Origin of the sequence: Ideonella azotifigens, from assembly GCF_006519715.1 — a bacterium.
In the GTDB taxonomy this organism is placed as follows: Bacteria; Pseudomonadota; Gammaproteobacteria; order Burkholderiales; family Burkholderiaceae_C; genus Ideonella; species Ideonella azotifigens.
Genome location: NZ_VIDT01000394.1, coordinates 1 through 5288, shown reverse-complemented (window position 1 = coordinate 5288; position 5288 = coordinate 1). Strand labels below are relative to the sequence as shown.

General features: G+C 66.8%; 5 protein-coding genes. 1 reads left to right on the top strand and 4 read right to left on the bottom strand.

Annotation, left to right across the window (positions count from 1 at the left end):
• Window positions 1–254: 254 nt before the first annotated feature.
• On the bottom strand, window positions 255–1373 hold the full coding sequence (locus tag FKP22_RS20265; RefSeq protein WP_141289502.1) for a hypothetical protein: 1119 nt from the start codon (window positions 1371–1373) through the stop codon (window positions 255–257).
• 312 nt (window positions 1374–1685) lie between these two features.
• Here FKP22_RS20265 and rpoH point away from each other — a divergent pair, with 312 nt between their 5' ends.
• Complete coding sequence (gene rpoH, locus FKP22_RS20260) at window positions 1686–2603, top strand: RNA polymerase sigma factor RpoH (protein ID WP_141289501.1); 918 nt, start codon at window positions 1686–1688, stop codon at window positions 2601–2603.
• A 69-nt stretch (window positions 2604–2672) separates the two neighbouring features.
• On the opposite strand, the gene FKP22_RS20255 is transcribed toward rpoH, so the two are convergent.
• The 3 genes from FKP22_RS20255 to FKP22_RS20245 all read right to left on the bottom strand — a co-directional run.
• Window positions 2673–3284, bottom strand: a complete 612-nt coding sequence (locus tag FKP22_RS20255) for an SCO family protein (protein WP_141289500.1) — start codon at window positions 3282–3284, stop codon at window positions 2673–2675.
• Window positions 3285–3315: 31 nt separating this feature from the next.
• The gene (cyoE, locus tag FKP22_RS20250) at window positions 3316–4245 is read right to left on the bottom strand and encodes a heme o synthase (protein ID WP_170200979.1); all 930 of its coding nucleotides are present in this window, start codon (window positions 4243–4245) and stop codon (window positions 3316–3318) included.
• On the bottom strand, window positions 4242–5288 hold a 1047-nt coding region (locus tag FKP22_RS20245; protein WP_141289498.1), incomplete at its 5' end, for a COX15/CtaA family protein. The genes FKP22_RS20245 and cyoE, both read right to left, overlap by 4 nt.

Below are 5288 nucleotides of genomic sequence, written 5' to 3'. Positions count from 1 at the left end.
CAGTCGCAACGGCCGTCACCGGCGACGTGCCACGGGCCGGCAGGTCGGCAGGCTCAGCGGCCGTGGCATCCGACGAGGACAGCGGGGAAAGCGCGAGGGAAGACATCGAAACAGCGGCCAGCGGTGCGGGACTAGGTGGTCCCGAGTATCGGTGAAGTAACCCCGGCGACGGCGCCAGCAAAGACGGGCCTGCCGCAGTGGCAGGCCCGAAAAACACCCGCATCGGTCACGAGGACCGCGAGCGGATGCTGGACTCAAGGCGCGATGGCCGCGTCCGGCAGCGTGATCAACATGCTGCGCTGGGTGTACGGCGAGCGCTTCATGACTTCGACGATGACCAGCTTGTCGCCCTTGGGCGTGATGGCGATCACGTTGGTCAGGTTGTAGCCCCTGGACGAGTAGCCATGGGTCTTCAGGAAGTCGGCCGCCAGGACCAGGCCGGTGGCCTTGGTCCAGAGGAAGCCGCTGGTGGCCGGCGTGAAGGTGGTGCGGGCCAGGCCGCCGACCAGCTTGCCATCGTCGGACAGCGCATTGGCATAGGCCATGCCGCCCCAATCGCTGTTGGGCAGGATGCCCAGGATCTTGGTCTCCCACTTCTTGCCGTTCCACTTCCAGCGTGCGGCCGCCGGGATGCCGGTTTCCGGGTCCGGCGCCTGGCCGACCAGGATGTCACCGTCACCGTTCACTGCCTCGGCTTCGCCGTAGTTCAGGTCCAGCCAGGTGCGCTCGCCGTTCACCCACACGGCCGGCAGGCGGCTGCCGGTGTTGGGGTCTTCTTCCCAGCCGGCCAGCACGTTGCCGTCCTTGTTGGCATCGTCGATGCGGGCCGAGCCGCCAGCGGTCGGCATGCCGACCATGCCGACCTTGGCCTTCCAGACGCTGCCATGTGCGCTGCCACCTCTCTGGTTCGGGCGCCAGTACAGGCCGGTGATGACCTTGCCGTCGCGCGACATGCCCCAGACCGAACCGTCGTCGGTGTCCATCACGCCGCCATCGGCGGGCAGCGGCTTCAGCACGGTCCAGCCTTTTTCCGCGGTCCACACCGCTTGGGTGCCGTAGGTGTTGGCGTCGTTCATCACCGTGGCCGCCACCTTCTTGCCATCACCGGAAATGGCAGGAAGGCCAGGCGGCGGAATGCCGATCTCGGTGGCCATGTTGCGGCCCAGCAGGGTCAGGCCGGTGCTGGCGTTCCAGTGGAAGGTCTCGTAGGTGCCGTACATCTGGCCGGTGGCGGACTGGCCATCGGTGGACAGGTCGGTCACCAGGCATTCGCAGATCTGCACCGCGGTAGCGGTTTGGGCCTGCGCCAGCGAAGGCAGCAACGCGGCGATGGCCGCAGCGATCACGCCGGCAGCCGGCAAGGACTTGCTCATCAACATCTCCAACCCCTCTATGTTCAGACTCAATCCATCCACACGCAGGCCGGCGCGCTGCTGGCCCACAAGGTCATTGCCGGCGTGCAATCCATCACCACACCCGGCACCGTGAACCGACTTTAGCCATCTGTCATCTTTTCTTCAAGAGTTCTCCCAGAGATTTTTACGACCTTTTCACCCTTCTTTCTAGGGGAGCAAAAACCCTGGAACTCGAACCCACGCGACCCCACATGACCCGCCTTAGCACTCAACCGGAGGGAGTGCTAATATCCGCGGAACCAATTTCCTGGCACACGAGTCCACCACCACATGACCATGACCTCCACCAACGCCCTGGCCTTGCGTGATCCGTGGGCCCTGGTGCCGCCGATCGGCAACCTGGATGCCTATATCACCGCGGTCAACCGCATTCCGCTGCTCACGCCGGAAGAAGAAGGTGAGTTCGCGCGCCAGTTGCGCGACAAGGACGACGTACAGGCCGCCGGCCGATTGGTGCTGTCGCACCTGCGCTTGGTCGTGTCGGTCTCGCGCCAGTACCTGGGTTACGGCCTGCCGCAAGGCGACCTGATCCAGGAAGGCAACGTCGGCCTGATGAAGGCGGTGCGCCGCTTCGACCCGGAACAAGGCGTGCGCCTGGTCAGCTACGCGCTGCACTGGATCAAGGCCGAGATCCACGAGTACATCCTGAAGAACTGGCGCATGGTCAAGGTCGCGACGACCAAGGCCCAGCGCAAGCTGTTCTTCAACCTGCGTTCGATGAAGCAGACGCTGAAGAGCAAGTCTGGCGACCAGAGTTTCCGCGCGACGCTGACGCCTGACGAAGTGGCGACCATGGCCCGCGACTTGAACGTCAAGCCGGAAGAGGTCGTCGAGATGGAAACCCGGCTGTCGGGTGGCGACGTGGCTTTCGAGCCGCAGGGCGACGAAGGCGAGGAAACCTTCGCCCCCATCGCCTACCTGGCCGACGACACGCAGGAGCCGACCCGGGTGCTGGAAGCACGTGGCCGCGACTGGCTGGGCAGCGACGGCATTGCCCATGCGCTGGACCAGCTCGACCCCCGCAGCCGCCGCATCGTCGAGGAACGCTGGCTGAAGGTCAACGACGACAGCTCCGGCGGCATGACGCTGCATGAGCTGGCGGCCGACTACGGCGTCAGCGCAGAGCGCATCCGCCAGATCGAAGTGGCGGCGATGAAGAAGATGCGCAAGGCGCTGGAAGCGGCCTGAACGCTTCCGCCGCCCTGCGATGCAAAACGGCTCCCTCGGGAGCCGTTTTCGTTGTGGGGCCAGCCGGCCTCAGCCTTCGGCCAGCAACTGCTTCAGGTCCTGCGCCAGCACGTCCGGCCCGCCGCCATAGCGGGTGAACACGCGCACCCGGCCCTGGCGGTCGAACAGGTAGGAGCCGGCGGTGTGGTCCAGCGTGTAGCTGCTTTCGGTCTTGCCAGGCACCTTCGCGAAAAACACCTTGAAGCTCTTGGCTGCCGCCAGCGTCTGCTCCGGCGTGCCGCGCAGCGCAATGAAGTCCGGCCCGAAGTTGGCCATGTAGGCCTTCAGCACCGGGCCGGTGTCGCGCTCCGGGTCCAGCGTGACGAAGATCGGCAGCACGTCCTTGCCCTGCTCGCCGAGCTGCTGCTTGACTGCCGCCAGCTCGCCCATGGTCGTCGGGCAGACGTCCGGGCATTGCGTGTAGCCGAAGAACACCACCACCACCTTGCCCTTGTACTGGGCCAGCGTGCGCGGCTGGCCGTCCACGTCCTGCAGGCTGAGGCCGCTGGCGTATTCGGCGCCGGTGATGTCCACGCCCTTGAAGCCGGCGGTGGCGCCTGGGCGGTCACAGGCGGCGAGCGCCAGCGCGGCGGTCGCCGCCAGCCAGTGGCGACGGGACCAGGCAGTTGCTTGAGGGTTCATCGAACGGACATCGGGTTGCGACGCAGCCGGCTCAGCGCAAGCCGGCCAGCAGCGGACTCAGGTAGTGGTCCACCAGCAGCGCGGCGAACAGCAGCGCCAGGTAAAGGATGGAGAAGAAGAAGGTGCGGCGGGCCAGCGCGTCGGAGTAATTGCGCCACAGCCGGAAACCGTAGGCAATGAACCAGAAGCCCAGCACCAGCGCGCTGGCCAGGTAGATCCAGCCGCTCATGCCGTAGACAAACGGCATCAGCGTGCCGGCCAGCAGCACGATGGTGTAGAGGAACACATGCAGCCGCGTCAGCTCGGCGCCGTGGGTCACCGGCAGCATCGGCAGGCCGGAGCGTCGGTAGTCGTCGGCGCGGTACAGCGCCAGCGCCCAGAAGTGCGGCGGAGTCCACAGGAAGATGATCAGGCACAGCAGCCAGGCTTCCGGCCCGGCGTCGCCCCGCACCGCTGCCCAGCCCAGCACCGGCGGCATGGCGCCCGATGCGCCGCCAATGACGATGTTCTGCGGCGTGCGCGGCTTCAGCACCACGGTGTAGATGACGGCGTAGCCGACGAAGGTGGCCAGCGTCAGCCAGGTCGTCAGCGGGTTGACCCAGATCCACAACATGAGGCAGCCGGCCAGGCACAGCACGCCCGAGAACAGCAAGGTGTCGCGCGGCGCCAGCTCGCCCTTGGCGGTCGGCCGCCAGGCGGTGCGCTTCATGCGCTGGTCGATCTTGGCCTCGATCAGGCAGTTGAACGCCGCCGCCGCGCCCGCCACCAGCCAGATGCCCAGCGTGCCAGCTACCAGCACCCGCCACGGCGGGATGCCAGGGCTGGCCAGCAGCATGCCGATGACGGCGCAGAAGACGATCAGCTGCACCACGCGCGGCTTGGTCAGCGCCCGGTACTGGGCCCATTTGGACATCGGAGCGGGAGACGAAACAGCGGGCGCGGCGGCCATGGGCGGACTCATGTGGACAAGGCAGGGCCGCGCGACGCGGCAACGGCCGGAGAAGATGACACCTGTTGCACCCGCGCCAACCTGGCACGGGCGAGCAAGCCCACCATTGTCGCCAACAGTGCAGCCGCGCCGGCACTGTGGGCTAATGCCCCCAGCAAAGGCCACTGCAAGACCACGTTGCCAATGCCACTGGCCACCTGCAGCGCCAGCAAGGCCAGCAAGGCTTGCGCGTAGCCGCGGGCTTCGCCACCCCGGCGCCACAAGGCCACGATGAACGCCAGCATGGCCACGCTCAGCAGCGCCGCCACCAGCCGGTGCACCCAATGGATGGCCACCAGCGCGTCCAGCGCCAGGTAACCGCCATGGCCGGCCCGGCCCAGTTCGCGCAGCAGCGTGAAGCCCTGGTGGAAATCGGCCTGCGGCCACCACTGGCCGTTGCACTGCGGAAAGCCCTGGCATGCCACGACGGCGTAGTTGGTGCTGACCCAGCCGCCCAGCGCGATCTGCAGCACCAGCAGCGCCAGGACGCCGCCCGCCCCGCGCCGCAAGGCAGGCGACAGCAACAATGCACGATCGCGGTAGGCTTGGTGCTGCAGCATCAGCAAGGCCAGCAACACCATCGCGCCCAGCAGGTGGCCAGTGACGATGGCCGGGTAGAGCTTCAGCGTCACGGTGTACTTGCCGAACATGCCCTGCACGATGACCCAGACCAGCGTGAGCACCGGCCAGGCCAGCGAATGCGGCAGGCGTTTTCGGGCCATGAAGCTGAGCACCGCCAGCACCAGGCACAGGGCGCCGACGACCATCGCCAGGTAACGGTGGACCATCTCTATCCAGGCCTTGTGCCAGGTCACCGGGCCGGTGGGCATCGCGGCCTGCGCGGACTGGATCTCTTCCTGTGCATGCAAAGGGCTGGCTTCACCGTAACAGCCAGGCCAGTCCGGGCAACCGAGGCCCGAATCGGTCAGCCGGGTGAAGGCGCCGAAGGCAATCAGGTCGAAGGTCAGGAACAGCGTCAAGGCCGTCAGCGCAGCCAGCCGGGCCGGCGTATCCGC